Origin of the sequence: Aeromonas lusitana (assembly GCF_002812985.1) — a bacterium.
GTDB classification, from domain to species: Bacteria; Pseudomonadota; Gammaproteobacteria; order Enterobacterales; family Aeromonadaceae; genus Aeromonas; species Aeromonas lusitana.
In genome coordinates, this window is sequence record NZ_PGCP01000036.1 from 53,619 (window position 1) to 76,916 (window position 23,298).

The 23,298-nt window shown below is 58.9% G+C and carries 23 protein-coding genes and 2 tRNA genes; 20 read left to right on the forward strand and 5 right to left on the reverse strand.

Annotated features, from left to right (window positions below):
• Positions 1–149: 149 nt before the first annotated feature.
• The 3 genes from pomA to greA all read left to right on the forward strand — a co-directional run bounded on the left by pomA (position 150) and on the right by greA (position 2,432).
• Positions 150–908, forward strand: a complete 759-nt coding sequence (pomA, locus tag CUC44_RS17810; protein WP_100861210.1) for a flagellar motor protein PomA — start codon at positions 150–152, stop codon at positions 906–908.
• An 8-nt stretch (positions 909–916) separates the two neighbouring features.
• Entirely contained in the window at positions 917–1,810 is an 894-nt protein-coding gene (locus CUC44_RS17815; protein ID WP_100861211.1) for a flagellar motor protein MotB, read from the forward strand.
• Positions 1,811–1,955: 145 nt separating this feature from the next.
• The gene (greA, locus tag CUC44_RS17820; protein WP_100861212.1) at positions 1,956–2,432 is read left to right on the forward strand and encodes a transcription elongation factor GreA; all 477 of its coding nucleotides are present in this window, start codon (positions 1,956–1,958) and stop codon (positions 2,430–2,432) included.
• A 49-nt stretch (positions 2,433–2,481) separates the two neighbouring features.
• Here greA and CUC44_RS17825 read toward each other — a convergent pair whose 3' ends face one another.
• Positions 2,482–3,075, reverse strand: coding sequence for a PilZ domain-containing protein (locus CUC44_RS17825; protein WP_100861213.1), 594 nt, complete (start codon positions 3,073–3,075; stop codon positions 2,482–2,484).
• Positions 3,076–3,180: 105 nt separating this feature from the next.
• Positions 3,181–3,477 carry a ribosome assembly RNA-binding protein YhbY gene (gene yhbY, locus CUC44_RS17830; protein ID WP_100861214.1) on the reverse strand — a complete coding sequence of 99 codons (297 nt, stop codon included), beginning with the start codon at positions 3,475–3,477 and terminating at the stop codon, positions 3,181–3,183.
• A 97-nt stretch (positions 3,478–3,574) separates the two neighbouring features.
• Here yhbY and rlmE point away from each other — a divergent pair, with 97 nt between their 5' ends.
• From rlmE to CUC44_RS17910, 16 genes are all read left to right on the forward strand, one after another.
• Positions 3,575–4,204 (forward strand): 23S rRNA (uridine(2552)-2'-O)-methyltransferase RlmE, encoded by a 630-nt coding sequence (rlmE, locus tag CUC44_RS17835; protein ID WP_100861215.1) that lies wholly within the window; start codon positions 3,575–3,577, stop codon positions 4,202–4,204.
• Between the two features lie 45 nt (positions 4,205–4,249).
• Complete coding sequence (gene ftsH / locus CUC44_RS17840; protein WP_100861216.1) at positions 4,250–6,202, forward strand: ATP-dependent zinc metalloprotease FtsH; 1,953 nt, start codon at positions 4,250–4,252, stop codon at positions 6,200–6,202.
• Between the two features lie 80 nt (positions 6,203–6,282).
• Positions 6,283–7,128, forward strand: a complete 846-nt coding sequence (folP, locus tag CUC44_RS17845) for a dihydropteroate synthase (protein WP_100861333.1) — start codon at positions 6,283–6,285, stop codon at positions 7,126–7,128.
• A 16-nt stretch (positions 7,129–7,144) separates the two neighbouring features.
• On the forward strand, positions 7,145–8,479 hold the full coding sequence (gene glmM / locus CUC44_RS17850) for a phosphoglucosamine mutase (RefSeq protein WP_100861217.1): 1,335 nt from the start codon (positions 7,145–7,147) through the stop codon (positions 8,477–8,479).
• Positions 8,480–8,610: 131 nt separating this feature from the next.
• Positions 8,611–9,375 carry a triose-phosphate isomerase gene (gene tpiA / locus CUC44_RS17855; RefSeq protein ID WP_100861218.1) on the forward strand — a complete coding sequence of 255 codons (765 nt, stop codon included), beginning with the start codon at positions 8,611–8,613 and terminating at the stop codon, positions 9,373–9,375.
• Positions 9,376–9,702 (forward strand): preprotein translocase subunit SecG, encoded by a 327-nt coding sequence (gene secG, locus CUC44_RS17860; protein ID WP_025326063.1) that lies wholly within the window; start codon positions 9,376–9,378, stop codon positions 9,700–9,702.
• 9 nt (positions 9,703–9,711) lie between these two features.
• A tRNA-Leu gene (locus CUC44_RS17865) sits at positions 9,712–9,796 on the forward strand.
• 92 nt (positions 9,797–9,888) lie between these two features.
• A tRNA-Met gene (locus tag CUC44_RS17870) sits at positions 9,889–9,965 on the forward strand.
• 166 nt (positions 9,966–10,131) lie between these two features.
• Positions 10,132–10,590 (forward strand): ribosome maturation factor RimP, encoded by a 459-nt coding sequence (rimP, locus tag CUC44_RS17875; protein WP_100861219.1) that lies wholly within the window; start codon positions 10,132–10,134, stop codon positions 10,588–10,590.
• Between the two features lie 14 nt (positions 10,591–10,604).
• Entirely contained in the window at positions 10,605–12,107 is a 1,503-nt protein-coding gene (nusA, locus tag CUC44_RS17880) for a transcription termination factor NusA (RefSeq protein WP_100861220.1), read from the forward strand.
• A 20-nt stretch (positions 12,108–12,127) separates the two neighbouring features.
• Complete coding sequence (infB, locus tag CUC44_RS17885; RefSeq protein WP_100861221.1) at positions 12,128–14,830, forward strand: translation initiation factor IF-2; 2,703 nt, start codon at positions 12,128–12,130, stop codon at positions 14,828–14,830.
• Positions 14,831–14,885: 55 nt separating this feature from the next.
• A complete protein-coding gene (gene rbfA, locus CUC44_RS17890; RefSeq protein WP_100861222.1) occupies positions 14,886–15,320 on the forward strand; it encodes a 30S ribosome-binding factor RbfA in 435 nt (144 codons plus the stop codon).
• 1 nt (position 15,321) lies between these two features.
• A complete protein-coding gene (gene truB, locus CUC44_RS17895; protein WP_100861223.1) occupies positions 15,322–16,281 on the forward strand; it encodes a tRNA pseudouridine(55) synthase TruB in 960 nt (319 codons plus the stop codon).
• Positions 16,282–16,409: 128 nt separating this feature from the next.
• On the forward strand, positions 16,410–16,679 hold the full coding sequence (gene rpsO / locus CUC44_RS17900) for a 30S ribosomal protein S15 (RefSeq protein WP_100861224.1): 270 nt from the start codon (positions 16,410–16,412) through the stop codon (positions 16,677–16,679).
• Between the two features lie 180 nt (positions 16,680–16,859).
• Positions 16,860–19,007 (forward strand): polyribonucleotide nucleotidyltransferase, encoded by a 2,148-nt coding sequence (gene pnp, locus CUC44_RS17905; RefSeq protein ID WP_100861225.1) that lies wholly within the window; start codon positions 16,860–16,862, stop codon positions 19,005–19,007.
• A gap of 154 nt (positions 19,008–19,161) precedes the next feature.
• Positions 19,162–20,379: an MDR family MFS transporter gene (locus tag CUC44_RS17910; RefSeq protein ID WP_100861226.1), complete on the forward strand. Its 1,218-nt coding sequence runs from the start codon at positions 19,162–19,164 to the stop codon at positions 20,377–20,379.
• Between the two features lie 3 nt (positions 20,380–20,382).
• Here CUC44_RS17910 and CUC44_RS17915 read toward each other — a convergent pair whose 3' ends face one another.
• Entirely contained in the window at positions 20,383–20,736 is a 354-nt protein-coding gene (locus CUC44_RS17915) for a DsrE/DsrF/TusD sulfur relay family protein (RefSeq protein ID WP_100861227.1), read from the reverse strand.
• Between the two features lie 161 nt (positions 20,737–20,897).
• Here CUC44_RS17915 and CUC44_RS17920 point away from each other — a divergent pair, with 161 nt between their 5' ends.
• Positions 20,898–21,290: a DUF1090 domain-containing protein gene (locus CUC44_RS17920; RefSeq protein WP_167388943.1), complete on the forward strand. Its 393-nt coding sequence runs from the start codon at positions 20,898–20,900 to the stop codon at positions 21,288–21,290.
• Between the two features lie 67 nt (positions 21,291–21,357).
• Here CUC44_RS17920 and CUC44_RS17925 read toward each other — a convergent pair whose 3' ends face one another.
• Together CUC44_RS17925 and trhP are read right to left on the reverse strand one after the other, a co-directional pair.
• Complete coding sequence (locus tag CUC44_RS17925; protein WP_042644099.1) at positions 21,358–21,606, reverse strand: YfhL family 4Fe-4S dicluster ferredoxin; 249 nt, start codon at positions 21,604–21,606, stop codon at positions 21,358–21,360.
• A gap of 1 nt (position 21,607) precedes the next feature.
• On the reverse strand, positions 21,608–22,972 hold the full coding sequence (trhP, locus tag CUC44_RS17930; protein WP_100861228.1) for a prephenate-dependent tRNA uridine(34) hydroxylase TrhP: 1,365 nt from the start codon (positions 22,970–22,972) through the stop codon (positions 21,608–21,610).
• Between the last annotated feature and the right edge of the window lie 326 nt (positions 22,973–23,298).

A 23,298-nucleotide genomic window follows, 5' to 3' on the forward strand; every position in this document is an offset into this window, starting at 1 on the left:
CAATCGTGGTGGCGGCCGATAAGCACCGGCTGGCATCCATCTATTGCCCACTGGCGATTGCGATGCGTCGGGCTTGCTGCCCGAGGCGCAATAACAGAAAATTCAACGCAGTATAAATAGCTGGCAAGTTCGGTGACAGGAGTAAGGTTGTGGATTTAGGCAGTCTGATAGGCATAGTGCTGGGGTTTGGGGTCGTGGTGTACGGCATGTCATTGGGCGGCCCCATGGGGATGTATCTGGATATGCCCTCAGTCTATATCACCATCCTGGGCTCCCTGTTCATCTGCATGATGAAGTTCAACCTCAGCCAGTTCTTGATGGCGTTCAAGGTGGCGGGCAAGGCCTTCATGTACAAGGGCGACAAGCTCGATGATCTGATCGCCAAGGCCGTTGAACTGGCTGACGCGGCGCGCAAGGGGGGCTTCCTGGCCCTGGAGGCGGCGGAGATCCCCAATACCTTCATGAAGAAGGGGATCGACATGCTGGTGGATGGCCATGACGCCGACGTGGTGCGGGCCGTGATGGAGAAGGACATAGAGCTGACCTCGGAGCGCCATGTCATCGCCATCAAGGTGTTTCGCGCCCTCGGGGATCTCGGCCCGGCCATGGGCATGATAGGCACCTTGGTGGGATTGGTGGCCATGCTGGCCAACATGAGCGATCCCAAGTCCATCGGTCCTGCCATGGCGGTGGCCCTACTGACCACTCTCTATGGCGCCATCCAGGCGAACATGATCGCCATCCCCATCGCCGACAAGCTGGAACTGCGCAGCGGTGAGGAGCAGCTGAGCCGCACCCTGGTGCTGGACGCCATCATGGGCATCCAGGACGGCCAGAATCCTCGCGTGATCCAGGCCATGCTGCAGAACTACCTGCATCAGTCCAAGCGCAATAACGGACTGGAATAGGGGGCTCCATGGCAAAGTGCAAGTGTCCGCCGCCCGGCCTGCCGGGCTACATGGGTACCTTCGCCGATCTGATGTCGCTCTTGATGTGCTTCTTCGTGCTCTTGCTCTCGTTTGCCGAGATGGATGTGCAGAAGTTCAAGCAGATAGCGGGTTCCATGGAGAAGGCATTCGGGGTGCAGAACATCCTGGAGGTCAAAGACATTCCCAAGGGCACCTCCGTCATCGCCCAGGAGTTCAGGCCGGGCCGGCCCGAGCCGACCCCCATAGATACCATCATGCAGCAGACCATAGACTTGACCCAGACCGAGCTGGATTTTCAGCCGGGTGATGCGGATCAGGCCGGTGGCAAGGACAAGACGGACGGCAACCTGACCGGCGGCGACAGCTCCCACCAGGCCCAGAAGGCGCAGGAGCAATCCAGTGACCTGGCGAAGTCCCTGGCCGAGCAGCTGCAGGCCCAGATCCAGGACGGAGCCATCGAGATCGAGGCGCTGGGGCAGCAGATCATCATTCGCATTCGAGAGAAGGCAGCGTTTCCTGCTGGCTCTGCCTTCCTGCAGCCCCAGTTCTGGCCGGTGATCCGCAAGGTCGCCGGCCTGCTCAAGGATGTGCCGGGGGAGATCACAGTCTCCGGTCATACCGACGATGTGGCCACCGAGGATGAGCTGTTCCAGTCCAACTGGGAGCTCTCATCCCAGCGGGCGGTGGCGGTGGCCCATCAGATGATCAAGGTGCCCGGCTTCGATGGCAACCGGCTGGTGGTGCAGGGCATGGCGGATTCCCAGCCCCTGGTGCCGAACAACAGCCCGGAGAATCGGCGCATGAACCGGCGGGTGGAGATCGCCATCATGCAGGGTAAACCGACGGTTTCGGCCCCGATCGGCGTGTTCGAGCAGAGGTAGCTTTCGGCGGGAAGCGCGATCCCGCTCGCAGGGGCTGACATGGATTTTATGACGGCTTCATATTAAGATGCCTCATCCGAACCGATAGCTGCGGCTCTCTTTGATTGCCGCAGCTTCTCTTTATAAAGCAACCCAGGTTTCGACTATGAATCATACTCCGATGACTGTGCGCGGTGCTGAAAAGCTGCGTAAAGAGCTCGACTATCTGAAGAGCGAGCTGCGTCCCCAGATTATCGAAGCGATTGCTGATGCCCGTGAACATGGTGATCTGAAAGAAAACGCCGAGTACCATGCTGCCCGTGAGCAACAGGGTTTCTGTGAAGGCCGTATCCAGGAAATTGAGAGCAAGCTGTCCAATGCCCAGGTGATCGATGTCACCAAGATTGCCAACAACGGTCGCGTCATCTTCGGCGCCACCGTGACCCTGCTCAAAAGCGAGACAGAAGAAGAAGTGGTGTATCGCATCGTGGGTGATGACGAGGCGGACATCAAGCAGAACATGATTTCCGTGAACTCCCCGATTGCCCGCGCCCTGATCGGCAAGGAAGTGGACGATGTGGCCATCGTCAAGACACCGGGTGGCGATGTGGAATACGAGATCCTGGAAGTCGCCTATCTCTGAGAGTGAGTGGTGACTGACAAACAGGGGAGCCCAAGCTCCCCTGTTGTATTTAGTCCGATTGATAGGCCTGCATGAAGGCGTCCTGGTGACGCTGGAACAGCCAGTCACGCAGTAATTCCCGATCCGTTGGGCCGAGCTGGAACTGCAAGGCCCAGTCGTGGCGCTGTTTGCGCGACGAAATGCGTCTTATCAGGTTGCCGCTGAGCGCCAGGGGGGGCAGTCCTTCGATGAGCAGCACTCCTGCGAGCATATCGCCCTTGACCAGAGCGGAGGGCAGCCCCTCAACGATGAGGCCGCCCACCGACAGGCTGTGTACCTCATAATTGGTGTCTTCCGTTTGAAGGCTGGCCTTTACATCGAGGCGCCAGGGACGCAGATGGGGGTGACCCAGCTCTGTGATGGCCGGGGCGGCGATGCTCAGCTCGGTATGACCCTCTTCCCCCTGGATGCAATGCAGCGGGAAGCGCAGTTGATGGCCGGCGATATGGGCTTCGAGCACCAAGGGTTCGGCGCGTTGCAGCAGGCTTTGCAGGGGAAGGTTCAGATAGCCGCGCAAGAACTGGCTGGTGGCCTGGTCCTCGGCGTCTCCCAAGTCCCGCAACATGGCCAGCTCCTCGTCGGTGAGAATCTGATGCTTGTCCATAATGGGTGTCCGCAAGTATTCATCGCAGGTTAAGGGCCTGGCGACTATTTTGGCAAGCGACTTGGGAAGAAGGGAAATGAAGGAAAGAGCGAATGCTCTTTCCTGTTACTTGCGCGGTAATTGGATCTTGGGTTCGGTGGCCTGACGATAGATGGTCAGCACATGGCCCATGCTCTGTACCTTGGTGGCGCCGGTTTCACGGACGATGGCATCCATCACCAGCTGTTTCATCTCACGATCTTCAGACGACACCTTAACCTTGATCAGCTCGTGGTGGTTCAGCGCCAGATCGATCTCGGCCAGCACACCTTCGGTCAGACCATGTTGTCCCAGCAGGACGACCGGCTTCAGACTGTGGGCAAGGCCCTTGAGGTACTGTTTCTGTTTATTGTTGAGAATCATGGCAATTTCTTCATAAGTCAGGGTTGAAAGGGGCGTATTCTACCCCCACTTAGCCCTTAATACTAATAACCCTTGTGGTTTTTTAAAGTCGACAATCATGACCCAGAAAAAGCATTCCCCCAGTTCAACCCGCTGGTTAAAAGAACATTTTGACGATCAATACGTCAAAAAAGCCCAGAAATTGGGGCTGCGTTCTCGCGCCGTGTTCAAGATCGACGAGATCCAGGGCAAGGACCGGCTGCTCAAGCCCGGCATGACGGTGGTGGATCTGGGGGCGGCCCCCGGTGGCTGGTCCCAATTTGCCATCGATCAGGTGGGCGACAATGGCCGTGTGATCGCATGTGACATTCTGCCGATGGATTCCATCGCCGGTGTCGATTTCCTGCAAGGGGACTTTCGGGAGGAAACTGTGCTCGGTGCCTTGCTCGCGCGGGTGGGGCCGGACAAGGTGGACGTCGTCATGTCCGACATGGCGCCCAACATGAGCGGTACCCAGCAGGTGGATCAGGCCCGTTCCATGTACCTGGTCGAGCTGGCGCTGGACATGTGCAATCAGGTCTTGCGGGCCAACGGCAGCTTCGTGGTCAAGGTGTTTCAGGGGGAGGGGTTTGATGCCTATCTCAATGAAATTCGTAAACTTTTCTCTGCCGTCAAGATCCGCAAGCCAGACTCCTCCCGTGCCCGTTCACGGGAAGTCTACATTGTGGCTACCGGTTTTAAACTGTAGTACCCTAACCCTTATCGTTAACTGTCAGTCTGCGAGGTCATTGATTTGAGTGACATGGCGAAAAACCTAATCCTGTGGCTGGTCATCGCCGTCGTGTTGATGTCGGTGTTCAATAGCTTCAGCCCCAGCGATACCACCAGTCGCCAGCTGGACTATTCCAGCTTCGTTAAAGAAGTGACCCAAGAGCAGATCCGTGAAGTGCGGATGGATGGCAAGGTCATTAATGGCGTCAAGCGTACCGGTGAGCGTTTCACTACCATCATACCGGCGCCGGATCCCCAGCTGCTCAACGACATGCTCAACCATAACGTCAAAGTCATGGGTGAGAAGCCGGAGGAGCCGTCTCTGATCACGTCCATCTTCATCTCCTGGTTCCCGATGCTGTTGCTGATCGGTGTCTGGGTCTTCTTCATGCGTCAGATGCAGGGCGGCGGTGGCAAGGGTGCCATGTCGTTTGGCAAGAGCAAGGCTCGCCTGATGAGCGAAGATCAGATCAAGACCACCTTCGTCGACGTGGCGGGTTGCGATGAGGCCAAGGAAGAGGTGAAAGAGCTGGTCGACTATCTGCGCGATCCGACCAAGTTCCAGAAACTGGGTGGCAAGATCCCGACCGGCGTGTTGCTGGTTGGCCCGCCCGGTACCGGTAAGACCCTGCTGGCCAAGGCCATCGCGGGCGAGGCCAAGGTGCCTTTCTTCACCATCTCGGGTTCCGATTTCGTCGAGATGTTCGTGGGTGTCGGTGCCTCTCGGGTGCGCGACATGTTCGAGCAGGCCAAGAAGTCTTCCCCCTGCATCATCTTCATCGATGAAATCGATGCGGTCGGTCGCCAGCGTGGCGCCGGTCTCGGCGGTGGTCACGATGAGCGTGAGCAGACCCTGAACCAGATGCTGGTCGAAATGGATGGTTTTGAAGGCAATGAAGGCGTCATCGTCATCGCCGCCACCAACCGTCCCGACGTGCTGGATCCCGCGCTGCTGCGCCCGGGCCGTTTCGACCGTCAGGTCGTGGTCGGTCTGCCGGATGTCCGTGGTCGTGAGCAGATCCTCAAGGTACACATGCGCAAGGTGCCGTTGGCGGATGACGTCAATGCGGCCCTGATTGCCCGTGGTACCCCAGGTTTCTCCGGTGCCGATCTGGCCAACCTGGTCAACGAAGCCGCCCTGTTCTCAGCTCGTGAGAGCCGCCGCGTGGTCTCCATGCTGGAGTTCGAGAAGGCGAAGGACAAGATCATGATGGGGGCAGAACGTCGCTCCATGGTGATGAAAGAGTCTGAGAAGGAGATGACCGCGTATCATGAAGCGGGTCACGCCATCATTGGCCGTGTCGTACCGGATCATGATCCCGTCTACAAGGTCTCCATCATCCCCCGCGGTCGTGCGCTGGGTGTGACCATGTACCTGCCGGAGCAGGATCGCTGGAGTCACTCCAAGCAGCACCTGGAGTCCATGATCTCCAGCCTGTACGGTGGTCGTCTGGCGGAAGAGCTGATCTACGGTGCCGAGAAGGTATCGACCGGTGCCTCCAACGACATCGAGCGTGCCACCGACATCGCCCGCAAGATGGTCACCCAGTGGGGCATGTCCGAGCGCCTCGGCCCCATGCTCTACGCGGAAGAAGACGGTGAAGTCTTCCTCGGCCGCAGCATGGCCAAGGCCAAGCACATGTCTGATGACACGGCCCGTGTCATCGACGCCGAGGTCAAGCTGGTCATCGATCGCAACTACGATCGTGCCAAGCAGATCCTGCTGGACAACATGGATGTGCTGCACACCATGAAAGATGCGCTGATGAAGTACGAAACCATCGATGCTAAGCAGATCGACGATCTGATGGCCCGTCGTGAAGTGCGTGCTCCCAGCAACTGGCATGATGAGCACGGTGATACCCCGCAAGGTGGTGCCAGCGTGAGCAACGAGCCAGAAGTCAAAGCCCAGGCCGATGAGGGCAGCACAACGCTGACCGACATCGACAAGGCTAACGACGTACCAGCCAAATAAGTTGTGCTGATTGAACCCCGGGCTTGCCCGGGGTTTTTCTTTATGCGCATGCCGCGTTCTTGATACAGATGGAAGTGAAGATGCAATTAAGCAGCAAGGGGCGCCGCCTCTCTCTCGACCTTCCCCATGTCATGGGGATCCTCAACGTCACCCCGGACTCCTTCTCCGATGGGGGCCGCTTCAATCAGGTAGAGCAGGCGCTGGCCCATGCCCGCCAGCTGATGGCAGAGGGGGCGACCATCATCGACATCGGCGGTGAATCGACCCGCCCAGGTGCGCCGGATGTGAGCGAGCAGGATGAGCTGGACCGGGTTATCCCTGTGGTCGAACGCATGGTGCGCGAGCTGGATGTGATGATCTCCCTCGACACCTCCAAGGCCGTGGTGATGAAGGAGGGCTGCATTGCGGGGGCTCATCTCATCAATGACGTGCGCTCCCTGCTCGAACCCGGCGCCCTCGTGGTGGCGGCAGAGGCTGACGTGCCCGTGTGCCTGATGCATATGCAGGGACAGCCGAGGACCATGCAATCTGAGCCCCGTTACGAGGACTTGCTGGGGGAGGTGAGGGCGTTTTTCGATGAGCGGATCGCCGCCTGCCTGGGTGCAGGCATCAAACGCGAGCACCTGCTGCTGGACCCCGGCTACGGGTTCGGCAAGACGGTGGCCCATAACTATCAGCTGCTGGCCGAGCAGCAGAAGTTGCTCGATTACGGTTTGCCGCTCTTGGTGGGGATGTCTCGAAAGTCTATGATAGGCAATCTGCTCGGCCGCCCGGTTGATGAACGGCTGGCCGGCAGCCTGGCCTGCGCCCTGATCGGGTTGCAACATGGTGCCAGGATCATCCGGGTACACGATGTGCGCGCCACCATGGATGCGCTGCGGGTCGGCTGGATGACCATGACGGGACAAGATTTCGTATCCAAATAAAAAACGAGAACAGACAATGACCAGAAAGTACTTCGGCACAGACGGTGTGCGCGGCAAGGTGGGTGAATACCCGATCACCCCGGATTTCGTGATGAAGCTGGGCTGGGCCGCCGGCAAGGTGCTCTCCAAGAAGGGCACCAAGAAAGTGCTGATCGGCAAGGACACCCGCATCTCTGGCTACATGCTGGAATCTGCGCTGGAAGCCGGGCTCTCTGCCGCCGGTCTCAAGGCCATACTGATGGGCCCCATGCCAACACCGGCGGTGGCTTACCTGACCCGCACCTTCCGCGCCGAGGCTGGTATCGTCATCAGTGCCTCCCACAACCCCTACTACGACAACGGCATCAAGTTCTTCTCCGCCGACGGCACCAAACTGCCGGACGAGGTGGAACTCGCCATCGAGGCCGAGCTGGATCATGAGCTCAAGTGCGTCGAGTCGGCCGAACTTGGCAAGGCCCAGCGCATCGACGATGCCGCCGGCCGTTATATCGAGTTCTGCAAGAGCACCTTCCCCACTCACCTGAGCCTGGAAGGGCTGAAAATGGTGGTGGATTGCGGCCATGGCGCCACCTACCACATAGCCCCGTCCGTCTTCCGCGAGCTGGGCGCCGAGGTGATTGCCATCGGTTGCAGCCCGGACGGCCTCAACATCAATGACGGTGTGGGCTCCACCGCCCCCGAGGCGCTGGCCGCCAAGGTGCTGGAGTGCAAGGCGGATCTCGGTGTGGCTTTTGACGGTGACGGCGATCGCCTGGTGATGGTGGATAGCACTGGCTACATCATCGACGGTGACGAGATCCTCTATATCATCGCGCGCGATGCACTGCGCAACGGCCGCCTCAAGGGCGGTGTGGTCGGTACCCTGATGGCCAACATGGGCCTCGAGATCGCGCTGCAGACCCTCGGCATTCCCTTTGCCCGCGCCAAGGTGGGTGATCGCTACGTGCTGGAGATGATGAACGAGAAGGGCTGGCGCATCGGGGGTGAAAACTCCGGTCACATCATCTGCCTGGATCAGACCACCACAGGCGATGGCATCGTTGCCGCGTTGCAGGTACTGACTGCCATCTGCACCGCCGAGATGCCGCTGGCCAAGTTGCGTGCCGGCATGAGCAAGTTCCCGCAGGTGCTGGTGAACGTGCGCTTTGCCGAGGGCAAGGATCCGCTGATGGCGGCGGCCGTGCAGCAGGAAGTGGCCAAGGTGGAACAGGAGCTGGCCGGTCGTGGCCGCGTCTTGCTGCGTAAATCCGGCACCGAGCCCCTGATCCGGGTGATGGTGGAGGGTGAGCACGAACAGCAAGTGGTGGATATGGCAAATCGCATTGCCAAGCAGGTCGAATCGGCGTTTTAATGAGCGAAAGGGGCGGCTTTTTAGCCGCTCTGTTCGTATCTTGTTCAAACGATTCGAAAATTCAAAAATAGCACTTGTCAGCTGAGCATCCTCTGGATATTATCAGCCCCGCTTTCGCAAGGGAGTTGCCGATGGGACATCGCAAGCCGTTTGTAGCCGCCAACTGGAAGTTACACGGTAGTAGGTCGCAGTTAGAACAGTTTACGAGCCAGTGTCTGAAGGGCATTGATGAGCGAGTAGATGTGGTTTTGTGTCCATCTCATGTGCATCTCGACTTCACGGCCGCTCTGCTTAATGAGCAAAGGGTAATGAAGTTGGGGGCTCAGAATGTGAGCCAGCACCGACAAGGCGCTTATACGGGTGAAGTCTCGTGTGAGATGTTGGTCGAGGCAGGGTGTCGCTACGTTATCGTAGGGCACTCCGAGCGCAGGCGTCTCTTTGGTGAGACCAGTTTTATCGTCGCGGAGAAGTTCGCGGCAGTCAGAGCGGCAGGCTTGATTCCCATCCTCTGTTTGGGTGAATCGGGTGCGGCGAGACAGGCGAGAAGAACCTTCGAGGTGATCGCCGAAGAGCTGGATATCGTCATAGAGAAAAATGGTGCGATGGCTTTCGATAATGCTATCATCGCCTACGAGCCGATTTGGGCTGTAGGCACAGGTAAATGCGCCACACCCGAGCAGGCACAAGAGGTTCATTCCTTTATTCGTGGTCGCTTGGCGGAGGATACTCCGGTAATAGGTGAGAAAGTCAGAATCATCTATGGTGGGAGTGTGACGCCGGCCAATGCGCGAGATTTGTTTGCCCAGCCCGACATTGATGGCGGTCTGATCGGCGGTGCGAGTCTCGATGACACTGCGTTTTTAGGAATCGTTGAAGCGGCAAAGGGTGAAAGTTAAATGTACGAGATTCTTTTGGTCGTTTATCTGCTGGTATCGCTGGCTCTGATTGGTCTGGTGATGATTCAGCAAGGTAAAGGGGCTGATATGGGCGCCTCCTTCGGCGCAGGGGCATCGAATACCGTATTCGGCTCCGGTGGTTCAGGCAGCTTCCTGACCCGCACAACTGCAATTTTGGCCACTCTGTTCTTTTTGATTAGCTTGGTGCTTGGCTCCATGTCTAGCAACAAGGTGAAACAGGGTAGCGAATGGGAAAATCTGCAACAGACTCAACAAGTTGAGCAGACTAAAGCGCCAGTGAAGAAAGATACTGACGTTCCCGAATAAAGAGTTTTTGCCGTGGTGGTGGAATTGGTAGACACGCTATCTTGAGGGGGTAGTGCTCTAGGGTGTGCGGGTTCGAGTCCCGCCCACGGCACCAATTAAGCAGTGAACTCGGGCAACCGAGTGTATTATAGCCAGTCAGTCTTGTGTGACGAGAATGAAGTGGCTATAATCTCGCACGATTTCGGACGCGGGGTGGAGCAGCATGGTAGCTCGTCGGGCTCATAACCCGAAGGTCGTCGGTTCAAATCCGGCCCCCGCAACCAAATTTCACGCATTTCCTACGCTCAGGAAGGCGGTCGCTGCGAGGCGACAATCAGGGTAAAGCGCCAAGCCCCGATTTGATATCGGGGCTTTTTGTTATGTGCGATTTACTCTGAATCGATCTCTATCTGGGCTATATGCCCTTTTTTTGTTTTTCGGAGGGTGACTTTGGCTACGTTGGAACAACGTTTGACCGATCTGCTCGAGGCTCCGGTCGTTGCCTTGGGTTTTGAACTTTGGGGTGTCGAGTTTATCCGTGCGGGTAAGCATTCGACCCTGCGCGTTTTCATCGACAGCGAGCAAGGTGTGACGGTGGAAGACTGTGCCGAGGTGAGCCGCCAGGTTGGCGCCATCATGGACGTTGAAGATCCCATCACCGAGGAGTACTTCCTGGAAGTCTCTTCCCCCGGTCTGGATCGTCCCCTGTTCAAGGTTGCCCAGTTCGAAAAATACGTTGGCCAAGAGGCGGCGGTTTCGCTTCGGATGGCAACAAACAACCGCCGCAAGTTCAAAGGCGTAATCAAAGCCGTGCAGGGGGACATGATCATCCTGACGGTAGATGGTAAGGACGAGGTGTTGGCTTTCACCAATATCCAAAAAGCGAACATAGTGCCGAACTTTGGTTAACGAGGCTATCGGATATGAATAAAGAGATTTTGCTGGTCGTTGACGCTGTGTCCAACGAGAAAGCTGTCCCCCGCGAGAAAATTTTCCAGGCTCTGGAGACTGCGCTGGCGACTGCGACCAAGAAAAAATACGAAGGCGAGATTGAAGTTCGGGTTGAGATCGATCGCAAGACCGGTGACTACGACACTTACCGCCGCTGGGTTGTCATCGCCGATCAAGCCGCGATGGAAAACCCTTATGCCGAAATTACCCTGGAAGCCGCTCAGATCGAGCAGCCGGATATCCAGCTCGGCGACTATGTAGAAGACCAGATTGATTCTGTTACCTTCGACCGCATCACCACCCAGACCGCCAAGCAGGTTATCGTGCAGAAAGTGCGCGAAGCCGAGCGTTCCCAAGTCGTTGACCAGTTCAAGGACAAGGAAGGCACCATCATCAGCGGTGTGGTCAAGAAGAGCAACCGTGACAACGTGATCCTGGACTTGGGCAGCAACGCCGAAGCCGTGATTTTCCGTGATGACATGCTGCCGCGCGAGACCTTCCGTCCGGGCGACCGCATCCGTGGTCTGCTCTACGCCGTGCGCCCGGAAGCCCGTGGCTCCCAGCTGTTCGTCAGCCGCTCCAGCCCTGACTTCCTCAAAGAGCTGTTCCGCATCGAAGTGCCGGAAATCGGCGAAGAGATGATCGAAATCATGGGCGCCGCCCGTGACCCGGGTTCCCGCGCCAAGATCGCGGTCAAGACCAACGATCGTCGTATCGACCCGATCGGTGCCTGTATCGGCATGCGTGGTGCTCGCGTACAAGCCGTCTCCGCCGAGCTGAGCGGTGAGCGCGCCGACATCGTCCTGTACGATGACAACCCCGCTCAATACGTGATCAATGCCATGGCGCCGGCCGATGTGGCCTCCATCATCGTCGATGAAGACAACCACACCATGGACATCGCCGTGGAAGCCGCCAACCTGGCCCAGGCCATCGGTCGCAACGGTCAGAACGTGCGTCTGGCGTCCCAGCTGACCGGTTGGGAGCTGAACGTCATGACCGTTGAGGACATGCGTGCCAAGCACCAGGCCGAGAACGATCGGATCCTGACCCTGTTCACCAGCGCTCTGGACATCGACGACGATTTCGCCAGCCTGCTGATGGAAGAAGGTTTCTCCACCCTGGAAGAAATTGCCTTCGTACCCGTCAACGAGCTGCTGGCCATCGACGGTCTGGACGAAGACATGGTGGAAGAGCTGCGCAAGCGTGCCAAGGATGTGTTGACCACCAAGGCCCTGGCCAAAGAAGAGTCCTTCGATGGCGTAGAGCCTTCCGAAGACCTGCTCAATCTGGCTGGCCTCAGCCGCGACATGGCCTATGCCTTGGCCGCCCGCGGTATCGGCACCCTGGAAGATTTGGCAGAGCAAGGTATCGATGACCTTGCCGAGATTGAAGAGCTGACCGCCGAGAAGGCAGGTGAGCTGATTATGGCTGCTCGCAATATCTGTTGGTTCGGAGAAGAGCAGTCTAGTTAAGATCAAACGGAGGAAAATGAATGGCAGAAGTATCAGTCAAACAACTTGCCACTGACATCGACACGCCGGTTGATCGTCTTCTCCAGCAGTTTGTCGATGCCGGTATCAGCAAGAGCAAGGCCGACGACCTGGTCAGCGAGTCTGAGAAACAGACTCTGCTGGCGCACTTGAAAAAACAGCATGGAGGTGACGAGGTCGCCGCACCTGCCCGCATGACTTTGCAGCGCAAGACCAAGAGCACCATCAGTGTTCAGGGGACCGGCGGCAAGAACAAAGAAGTGCAGGTAGAAGTGCGTAAGACTCGCACCTATGTAAAACGCTCGGCGCTGGAAGATGAACAGCGTCAGGCGGAAGCCGAGGAAACAGCGCGTTTGGAAGCAGAAGAAAAAGCTCGTCACGAGGCCGAAAACAAGGCCCGTCTCGACGCTGAAGAGAAGGCTCGCCGTGAGGCTGAGCAGGCTCGTCGTGAAGCTGAGGAAAAGGCGCGGATCGAGGCACAATCAAAGGCTCGACAGGCTCCACAGCCCGCCAAAGTAGCCGCTAGCACAGCTCAGCAAGAGGCAGAAAAGATGGCCAAGCGCGAAGCAGAAGAACTGAAGCGCCAACAGGAACAAACAGCCTTGACCAAGGCTGAAGAACTCGCCGCGAAGAAAGCCGAAGAGGCTCGCATCATGGCGGAACAGAATGCCGGCCGCTGGGCCGAAGAAGAGGCCGCTCGCGCCAAAGAGAGCAGCGATTACCATCTGACCACCAACAAGCACGCGCAAGCGGCTGAAGATGAGTTGGATCGTAAGGAAGAGACCAGCCGTCGCACGGCTGCCGCTGCCAAGGCGCCGAAGAAAGCCACTCGTCGCGACGATGATCGCAACGATCGCAACTCCCGTGATCCCCGTGCCCGTAAAGGCAAGCGCGGCAAGGTTGCTACCCCGAACGCCATGAAGCACGGCTTCAACAAGCCGGCGGCCGTGGTCAACCGTGACGTGGTGATCGGCGAGACCATCACTGTGGCCGAGCTGGCCAACAAGATGGCCGTCAAGGGTGTCGAAGTCATCAAGGCGATGATGAAGATGGGTGCCATGGCCACCATCAACCAGGTGATCGATCAGGAAACTGCTCAGCTGGTCGCCGAAGAGATGGGCCACAAGGTGTTGCTGCGTCGTGAGAACGAGCTGGAAGAGGCGGTACTGTCCGATCGTGACGAGACCTCCGAAGCCAAGCCGCGCGCGCCGGTTGTGACCATCATGGGTCACGTCGACCACGGTAAGACCTCCCTGCTGGACTACATCCGCAAGGCCAAGGTTGCCGCGGGCGAAGCCGGTGGTATTACCCAGCACATCGGTGCTTACCACGTCGAAACCGACAGTGGCATGATCACCTTCCTGGATACCCCGGGTCACGCAGCCTTTACCTCCATGCGTGCTCGTGGTGCCAAGTCCACTGACATAGTGGTACTGGTTGTGGCGGCGGATGACGGCGTCATGCCGCAGACCATCGAAGCCATCCAGCACGCCAAGGCGGCTGAAGTGCCTATCGTGGTTGCGGTCAACAAGATCGACAAACCCGAAGCGGATCCGGATCGCGTCAAGACCGAGCTGGCCCGTTACAACGTCATGTCCGAAGACTGGGGTGGCGATAGCCAGTTTGTACACGTCTCCGCCAAGTCTGGCGAAGGCATCGACGATCTGCTGGAAGCCATCCTGATCCAGTCCGAAGTACTGGAGCTGAAAGCGGTGGTCGATGGCATGGCCAACGGCGTCGTGATCGAGTCCTTCCTGGACAAGGGTCGTGGTCCGGTTGCCACCGTGCTGGTACAAGAAGGTACCCTGCGCCAGGGCGACATCGTGCTGTGTGGTCTGGAATACGGTCGTATCCGTGCCATGCGTGACGAACTGGGTCGCGAGATCAAGGAAGCGGGTCCGTCCCTGCCGGTCGAGATCCTGGGTCTGTCCGGGGTGCCGTCTGCCGGTGACGAAGCCACCGTCGTACGTGATGAGAAGAAGGCCCGTGAAGTGGCACTCTATCGTCAGGGCAAGTTCCGCGACGTCAAGCTGGCACGCCAGCAGAAGGCCAAGCTGGAAAACATGTTCGCCAACATGACCGAGGGCGAAGTGTCCGAAGTGAATGTGGTGATCAAGGCCGACGTACAGGGTTCCGTGCAAGCCATCTGCGATGCGCTGGTGCAGCTCTCCACCGACGAGGTCAAGGTCAAGATCGTGGGCTCCGGCGTGGGTGGTATCACCGAAACCGACGCCACCCTGGCGGCTGCTTCCAGTGCGATCCTGGTGGGCTTCAACGTCCGTGCCGACGCCTCTGCTCGCAAGGTCATCGATGCCGAGAGCCTGGATCTGCGTTACTACTCCGTCATCTATGATCTGATCGACGAAGTGAAGCAGGCCATGAGCGGCAAGCTGGCCCCTGAGTATCGTCAGGAGATCATCGGTCTGGCTGAAGTACGTAGCGTCTTCAAGTCACCGAAGTTCGGCGCCGTTGCCGGCTGTATGGTCACCGAAGGTGTGGTCAAGCGCTCCAACCGTATCCGTGTTCTGCGTGAGAACGTGGTCATCTTCGAAGGCGAGCTGGAATCCCTGCGCCGCTTCAAGGACGACGTCAACGAAGTCCGCAACGGTTACGAGTGTGGTATCGCGGTCAAGAACTACAACGACGTGCGAGAAGGCGACCAGATCGAAGTTTACGAGACTGTTGTCATTCAGCGGACTCTGTAAGCCGAGCATTAGACAAAATAGGGGGCTGCGGCCCCCTTTTATCGCAGGATAGAATATGGCCAGAGAATTCAGCCGGACCCGTCGGGTCGGGCAGCAGATCCAGCGTGAAATCGCGCTCATTCTGCAGCGTGAGGTGAAAGACCCGCGCATCGGCATGGTGACCGTTTCCGATGTGGAAGTGTCCAAGGATCTGAACTATGCCAAGATTTACGTCACCTTCTTGCAGCTGGAGAATGACGCCGAGCGCATCGCAGAAGGGCTCAAGGGCCTGACCGAAGCCGCCGGTTACATCCGCAGCCTGCTGGGCAGCGCCATGCGTCTGCGGGTGGTGCCGGAGCTGCGTTTCTACTACGACCAGACCCTGGTCGAGGGGATGCGTCTCTCCAACCTGGTGACCAACACTGTGCGTGAAGACAAGCGTCGCATGACCGAAGCCGGTCGTGATGAAGACGAAGCCGCACCGGATGATACTACTGAGGACAAAGCCTGAGATGTCTCGAAGACGTCGTTTCAAGGGCCGTGACGTACACGGTATCCTGCTGCTGGACAAGCCGACCGGCCTGACTTCCAACGATGTGTTGCAGAAGGTCAAGCGTATCTACAACGCAGCCAAGGCCGGCCACACCGGCGCCCTGGACCCGCTGGCAACCGGCATGCTGCCGATCTGCCTCGGCGAAGCCACCAAGTTCTCCCAGTATCTGCTGGAAGCGGACAAGCGCTATGAGGTGACCGCCAAGCTCGGCGAGCGCACCAACACCAGCGACTCCGACGGCGAGGTGGTCTCCACCCGGCCGGTGAACGTGGCCGTGGGCACCCTGATCGAGTCACTGGACCAGTTCCGTGGCCCCATCATGCAGGTGCCGTCCATGTACTCCGCCCTCAAGCACAACGGTCGCCCGCTCTACGAGTACGCCCGTGAAGGCATCGAGATCGAGCGCGAAGCCCGTCCGATCACCGTATTCGAACTCAAACTGCTGAGCTTCGAAGGGGACGAGGTGCGTCTCGAGGTGCATTGCAGCAAGGGTACCTACATTCGCTCCCTGGTGGACGATCTGGGGGAAGTGTTGGGCTGTGGCGCTCACGTCACCCAGCTGCGCCGTACCCAGGTGGCCAGTTATCCCTATGAGCGGATGCTGACCCTGGATCAGCTCGAGTGCATCTTCGAGCAGGCCAAGGCCGAGAGCATTCCGCCGCGTGAACAGCTGGATCCTTTGCTGTTGCCGATGGATACCGCTGTAGCTGCGCTGCCCGAGGTGAACATGCTGGCGGCGGTGGCCGCCTACGTGAACCAGGGTCAAGCCGTGCAGGTTGCAGGCAGCCCGAACAGTGGCCAGGTCCGCATGACGGTCGGTCCGGAGCGTGAGTTCATCGGCGTCGGCGAAATCGATGACGAAGGACGCGTGGCGCCCAAGCGACTGGTGCGTTACCACGACGAACACGACGAGGAGTGATCCTCAGGCGGTATCGGCGTGTCTTTCTCGTTGCGTAAAGGGGCGGGGACGATTATGATACCGCCCTCATTTCACGGCTGAATTAGAGATTGGCTGTGAACCTTTAAACACTCTACTGGAGTAACATCATGTCTCTAAATGCTGAGATCAAAGCTTCCATCGTTGCTGACAACGCTCGCGCTGCCAACGACACCGGCTCCCCCGAAGTGCAGGTTGCCCTGCTGACTGCCCAGATCAACCATCTGCAAGGTCACTTCAAAGAGCACGCTAAAGATCACCACGGTCGTCGCGGTCTGCTGCGCATGGTTTCCCAGCGTCGTAAGCTGCTGGACTACCTGAAGCGTAAAGACGTTCAGCGTTACGCTGCGCTGATCGCCAAGCTGGGTCTGCGTCGTTAATCGACCATCAGATTTTGCAAAAAAGGGGAACCGCGAGGTTCCCCTTTTTTATTGACCGTTTCGAACCCACCACAAGGCGTTGCCTGCCTCACAGAATTTGTGTCCCCGCTTACCTTTTGGTTCGAATCAAGTATACTTGCACGCGAATTTAAAGCGCCAAATTGTAAAAAGGAAATTCACGTGAATCCTATTGTAAAGTCATTCCAGTACGGTCAACACACCGTCACCCTGGAAACCGGTGTGATGGCCCGTCAAGCCACTGCGGCCGTCATGGTCAGCATGGACGATACCTGCGTATTTGTGACCGTCGTTGGCAAGAAAGAGGCCGACCACGGCCGTGATTTCTTCCCGCTGACCGTCAACTACCAGGAGCGTACCTATGCTGCTGGTCGTATCCCGGGTGGTTTCTTCCGTCGTGAAGGCCGTCCGAGCGAAGGTGAGACCCTGATCTCCCGTCTGATCGACCGTCCTATTCGTCCGCTGTTCCCGGAAGGCTTCCTCAATGAGGTTCAGGTGGTTGCCACCGTCATGTCCGTGAACCCGGCCGTGTCCCCTGACATCGTTGCCATGATCGGTGCCTCCGCGGCCCTGGCCATCTCCGGTATCCCGTTCGGCGGCCCGATTGCTGCTGCCCGCGTGGGTTACATGAACGGTCAGTACGTGCTGAACCCGACCACCACCGAACTGCCGCAGAGCGATCTGGATCTGGTGGTTGCCGGTACCGCCAACGCGGTACTGATGGTGGAATCCGAAGCGGCCATCCTGTCTGAAGAGACCATGCTGGGCGCCGTCGTCTACGGCCACGAGCAGATGCAAGTGGTGATCAACGCCATCAACGAATTCGCCGCCGACGTGGGTACCCAGCCGTGGGATTGGACCCCGCCTGCCGTCAACGAAGCGCTGAAAGCAAAGGTTGCCGAACTGGCCACTGCCGAACTGGGTGAAGCCTACCGCATCACCGAGAAGGCCGTGCGTTATGCCGCCATCGGTGCCATCAAGTCCCGTGTGGTTGAACAAGTCATCGCCTCCGGCGTGGAAGACGATGCCAAGAAGATCGGCGAAGAGTTCCACAGCCTGGAAAGCCGTATCGTCCGTGGCCGTGTGGTCCGTGGCGAGCCGCGCATCGATGGTCGCGATCCGGAAATGATCCGCGCCCTGTCCGTCGGCACCGGCATCCTGCCGCGCGCTCACGGCTCCGCCCTGTTCACCCGTGGTGAGACTCAGGCCATCGTGGTTGCGACCCTGGGTACCGAGCGTGACGCCCAGAACATCGACGAACTGGCTGGCCACCGCGCCGACCGCTTCATGCTGCACTACAACTTCCCGCCGTACTGCGTCGGTGAAACCGGCATGATGGGTAGCCCGAAGCGTCGTGAAATCGGTCACGGTCGTCTGGCCAAGCGCGGCGTTGCTGCCGTTATGCCGAGCGCCGCCGAGTTCCCGTACGTGGTGCGCGTGGTGTCTGAAATCACCGAATCCAACGGTTCCTCCTCCATGGCTTCCGTCTGTGGCTCCTCCCTGGCGCTGATGGACGCGGGTGTGCCGATCAAGGCCTCCGTTGCCGGTATCGCCATGGGTCTGGTGAAGGAAGAAGAAGGTTTCGTCGTGCTGTCCGACATCCTGGGTGACGAAGATCACCTGGGCGACATGGACTTCAAGGTGGCCGGTACCACTCAAGGTATCACTGCCCTGCAGATGGACATCAAGATCGAAGGCATCACCAAAGAGATCATGGAGATTGCCCTCAAGCAAGCCCGTGGTGCTCGCCTGCACATCCTGAAGGTCATGGACGAAGCCATCCAGGCTCCTCGTAGCGAGATCTCCGACTTCGCACCGCGCATCCACACCATCAAGATCAATCCTGAGAAGATCAAGGACGTGATCGGCAAGGGTGGTTCCGTGATCCGTGCCCTGACCGAAGAGACCGGCACCAACATCGAGCTGGATGATGACGGTACCGTCCGCATCTCCGCCGTTGCCAACGAAGCCGCCATGGAAGCCATTCGTCGTATCGAGGCCATCACCGCCGAGATCGAAGTGAACCGCATCTATGAAGGCAAGGTTGTGCGTCTGGCCGACTTCGGTGCCTTCGTCAACATCCTGCCGGGTAAAGACGGTCTGGTACACATCTCCCAGATCACCGATGCCCGCGTGCAGAACGTGGCCGACTTCCTGAAGATCGGTGACGTGGTGAAGGTGAAGGTACTGGAAGTGGATCGTCAAGGCCGTGTGCGCCTCTCCATCAAGGAAGCGAATGCACCGACCGAAGCCGCCGCTCCGGTTGCCGACGTGGCCGTTGCCGCCGTCGAAGAGCCGACTGCCGAATAAGGCTGCCGTGCCGTGAAAAAGCCGACCTCAGGGTCGGCTTTTTTATGCCTCATTTTCTTCGTAAGAGGGCTGCGGCAGCGAGATGGGTTGTTCCAACAGGCGCCAATTGTTATAAGGGACGACTCGCCTCGTCGCTGTCAAAAGGAATTGCAGTATGTCATGGGCCTATCTCAGGCAATTTCCCCCGCTGGTCTGGATCGTGATCCTGGGTACCTTCATGGTACGCACCACCTTCTTCATGGTCTGGCCGTTTCTCTCCATTCTGCTCTACCGTGACTACGGTCTGTCGGCGACCCTGATTGGCCTCATCCTGGGGTCGACTGCGGCCATCTCCACCCTGGTCAGCTTCTATGGGGGCTGGCTGTCGGACAAGTGGGGGCGGCGCAATATACTGCTGTTTGGCTGCCTGGTCTCGGCCTTGAGCGTCAGCCTGCTCGGGCTCTCCCATCAGGTGTTCTGGCTGGCGATTGGGGTGATAGGCAGTGGGCTCTCCTACGGGCTCATCGATTCACCGGGCAAAGCGCTGATGGCCGATAGCCTGGCCGAGCCGAAGGCCCGCGAGCTGGCGCTGCACCTGCGTTACTTTCTGCTCAACCTGGGCGCCGCCATCGGTCCCCTGCTCGGGGTCAGCTATGGCCTGAGCGCGCGGCAGGAGACCTTCCTGCTGCTCAGCGGCAGCTATCTGTTGCTCGGCCTTGCTTTCATGTTCGGTTTTCGACTCGCGGGAGCTCAGGCAAGCAGTGCCGCCGGCCCTGGCATGCGCGCCGTGTTGCGCGTGCTCTGGCAGGATAGGGGCTTCCTGTTGCTGACGATGGCCAACATGCTGCTGATGCTGGTCTATGCCCAGTTCGAGTCACCGCTCATTCAGTATCTGACTCGGGCGGGGGCCCCGGAGGTGGAGCGACTCATCGGTTGGCTGGTGGCGACCAATGCGCTGACCATAGTGATCCTGCAGTTCCCGCTGCTGCACCTGACCGCCAACTGGCCCATCAAGCGCCGACTGCAGCTCGGTGTCGCCTTCTTCCTCAGCGCCCAGCTGCAGTTCGCGCTCGGAGATACCGCCATCTGGTGGCATTGGATCGCGGCGGTGATCCTGCTCAGCATCGGCGAGTGTATCCTGTTCCCGCTGCTCAACGTACTGGTCGATCAGATGGCGCCGGAGCACCTCAAAGGCAGCTACTTCGGGGCGGCCTCCATATCCGGGCTCGGGATCGCCATCGGCGCGCTGCTGGGGGGCTGGATCCTGGCCAACTGGGGAGGCAGTTTGCTCTATGGCTGCATGGCGCTGCTCTGCCTGGCCATACTGCAGCTCTACGGATGGGGTGCCAAGGCCCCGCGACCGTCCCAGGTTCGAGCCGGCACCGGGGCCTGAGCCCTAGAAGGTCAGCACCTTGTCGGCCGCCAGGGTCCATTGGGCCAGCAGGGGCAGGGTACCTATCTCTATGCCCTCGATAAGGGGCAGGGGGCTGATGCCGCGGGCATCGGTGCAGGTCTTGCACAGCCGGATCAGGGTGCCTTGCGCCAGCAGGATCTCCAGCATCTGGCGCAGGTTGTACCCCTCCGCCGGCGCCTGACCTGCCAGTGCCGCACCGACGGCATCGGACATCAGGAACAGCTTCAAAATGACGCCGCCCTGCTCGTTGAGGGCGATGGCAAGGCGCAGGGCGTTGAACAGGGACTCACTGCCGTAAGGGGCGCCGTTGGCTATGATGACGATCTGCTGCTTCATGGGACTCTCCGCGGTCAAAACGGTGATTGTAGCGCCATATGGATGCCGCCAGCATGATGCAGTGCAAACTATGTCGTAGCCCTTTTCCCTTTGGCTTGACCTCAAAGGATGAGTCAGGTCTCATAGGCGGCCATCCAATATGACAGGATCACGAGGTCGTTATGTGGAAGATTGTCGGAATTAGCATGCTGCTGTTGGCCGGTCAGGCCTATGGCAGTGAGGCCGTTGGCTGCAAGGCCAAACATCAGGCGGTGATGGATCAACTGGTCTTCGCCAAGGCGCACAACAACGCCGATCAGGTCGCCGGGCTGGAGCAGGCCCTGCGCAATATCGAGACCCATTGCACCGATGCCGGGCTCGTCAAGGAGCAGCAAGAGAAGGTCGCCAAGCAGAAGGAAGAGGTGGAGGAACGCCTAGCCGATCTGCAGAGCGCCCGTGTCTCTGGAAAGCCGGACAAGATCGCCAAGAAGCAGGCCAAGCTGGAGGAGTCCCAGGCCGAGCTGCTGGAGGCCCAGCGCGAGCTGGAGGCGTTGCAGAAGCTGGTCAAACCCTGAGGCTGCAGAGCGCACATAAAAAAGCCGGACATTGTCCGGCTTTTTTATTGCGTGAGGAGGCGGCCTGTTACTGTCTGTGCATCAGCACAAACTTGTCCATCAGCTGCTCTTCGGTCTCCACATGAGCGGGATCCCAGATGATGCAGTCGATGGGGCAGACGCTGATGCAGGTGGGCTTCTCATAGTGGCCGACGCATTCGGTGCAGCGATCCGGATCTATTTCGTAGATCTTGGCCCCCAGGGTGATGGCCTGGTTCGGGCACTCGGGATCGCACATGTCACAGTTGATGCATTTGCTGGTGATGAGCAGTGCCATCTCAGGCGGCCGAGTGGGGCTGACGGGTGTCCTGGCGCTCCCCGAGGTTGCGCAGCAAGATGCCGTAGTTGATGTCGATCTCTTTCGGGACCGGCACATAGACTATGTGACCGTTGCCCGGCGCGGTGTCGATGAGCTCGCCCTTGCGGTTTTGCATCTGCTCCAGGTTGAAGCTGACGTTGCCTTGCGGGGTCATCAGCTCCAGGCTGTTGCCCACCAGGAACTTGTTCTTCACTTCCACTTCCACCATGTCGTCTTGGCGACCGGTGATCTCGCCGACGAACTGCTGGGTGTCGGAGACGGAGTAGCCGTAGTCGTAGTTCTGGTACTCGCTGTGGTTGTGGCGACGCAGGAAGCCCTCGGTGTAGCCGCGGTGGGCCAGGTTCTCGAGGGTGCCCATCAGGGTCGGATCGAACGGACGACCGGCGACCGCGTCGTCGATGGCCTTGCGATAGACCTGGGCGGTGCGGGCACAGTAGTAGAAGGACTTGGTACGGCCTTCGATTTTCAGCGAATGCACGCCCATCTTGGTCAGGCGCTCCACGTGCTCGACGGCGCGCAGGTCCTTGGAGTTCATGATGTAGGTGCCGTGCTCGTCTTCGAACGCGGTCATGAACTCACCCGGGCGATTGGACTCTTCCAGCAGCACCAGGGCGTCGGTCGGCTTGCCGGCCCCCAGGGTCGGGTCGACCTTTTGCACGGCGATGGGCTCCTGGCGATGGACGATCTGGCCCACCTCGTCTTCCTTGCCCTCGTGTACCTTGTACTCCCAGCGGCAGGAGTTGGTGCAGGTGCCCTGGTTCGGGTCGCGCTTGTTGATGTAACCGGACAGCAGGCAGCGGCCGGAGTAGGCCATGCACAGGGCGCCGTGGACGAAGACTTCCAGCTCCATCTCAGGCACCTGCATGCGGATCTCTTCGATCTCGTCCAGGGACAGCTCACGGGACAGGATGGCGCGGGTCAGGCCCATCTGATGCCAGAACTTCACCGTGGCCCAGTTGACCGCGTTGGCTTGCACCGACAGGTGGATAGGCATGTCGGGGAAGGCTTCGCGCATCATCATGATGAGACCGGGGTCGGACATGATCAGGGCGTCCGGCTTCATGTCCACCACGGGGCGCATGTCGCGGATGAAGGTCTTCAACTTGGAGTTGTGGGGCTGGATGTTGGCCACCACGTAGAACTGCTTGCCGAGGGCGTGGGCCTCGTTGATGCCAAGCTGCAGGTTCTCGTGATCGAACTCGTTGTTACGCACCCGCAGGCTGTAGCGCGGCTGGCCCGCGTAGACGGCGTCGGCGCCATAGGCATAGGCGTAACGCATATTCTTGAGGGTCCCGGCGGGGGAGAGCAATTCTGGTTTGAACATGTTGGACTCTTAGTATCTGATTGCAAATCAGGACGACACCACCTGATGGCATCGTATTGGTTCATCGGCGCTGCGCGACCGTACTCGACGCACGGCTGCCGATGGCGGTACACCCGAGTATGAATTGATTCGATACTCCTGATATACGGGGTGCGAGATTGTACTCGCCACCGGCCCATCATGCAATTTGAGTGGGTATCACAGGGCCGCGCGTTCTGTTCATTTTACGCTCAGATTGCCGATGCTAGGGTGTCAGGAACCCGCGCCAGGAGATAGTTGGAGGCAGAATGGATCTTTTCCGTGAAAAAGCCGCCTCTTCAAGTTGA